1 pseudogene is annotated in these 509 nt (G+C 69.5%); it reads right to left on the bottom strand.

Annotated features, from left to right (window positions below):
* A pseudogene (locus ABD323_RS45620) lies at positions 1-153 on the bottom strand (amino acid transporter); the annotation flags it as partial.
* Between the last annotated feature and the right edge of the window lie 356 nt (positions 154-509).

Here is a 509-nt window from a genome sequence, read left to right as displayed (position 1 = left end):
CCCGGAGCCGACGAACAGCCCGGCACCGATCACGCCGCCGAGCGCGATCATCGACAGGTGACGCTGCTTCAGGCCGTGGGTGAGGCCGCTCGGCGCGGCGGTGGCCGACCGCTCGGTGGGCTCCAGCGTCGGCTGGGGGGTGGGGGAGGACATCAGGCAGGTCCAGACCTTGTACGGATAGCGGGAGGGACCGTCCACTATTCGGTACAAACGGTGGGCATGCCAATATCCGGGGCCGGTAGACCGCCATCCGGACGGTCATCTGACGGAAAGTGATCGCTTCCTCACTCCAGCTGGCCGAAATGCGCCGAACACGACAAGCCAGGGCAGCGGCCCTTGGCCGGATCCGACGCCCTCACCGGCCCGGGCGACGACATAGGTTCACAAGTGATCACCCAACGAGTCGTCAGGAGACCCGCCCATGGCCATCGCCACGCCCGCCGCCGCCACCCCGGTCCTGGCCGACCTGCTCCCGCAGGCCGGTTCCCGGTTCGGCGCCCAGGCCCGTG

It is taken from the genome of Kitasatospora nipponensis (genome assembly GCF_039528135.1).
Classification (GTDB): Bacteria; Actinomycetota; Actinomycetes; order Streptomycetales; family Streptomycetaceae; genus Kitasatospora; species Kitasatospora nipponensis.
The sequence above is the reverse complement of the archived record's forward strand: the minus strand, read 5'-3'. Positions and strand labels throughout refer to the sequence as shown.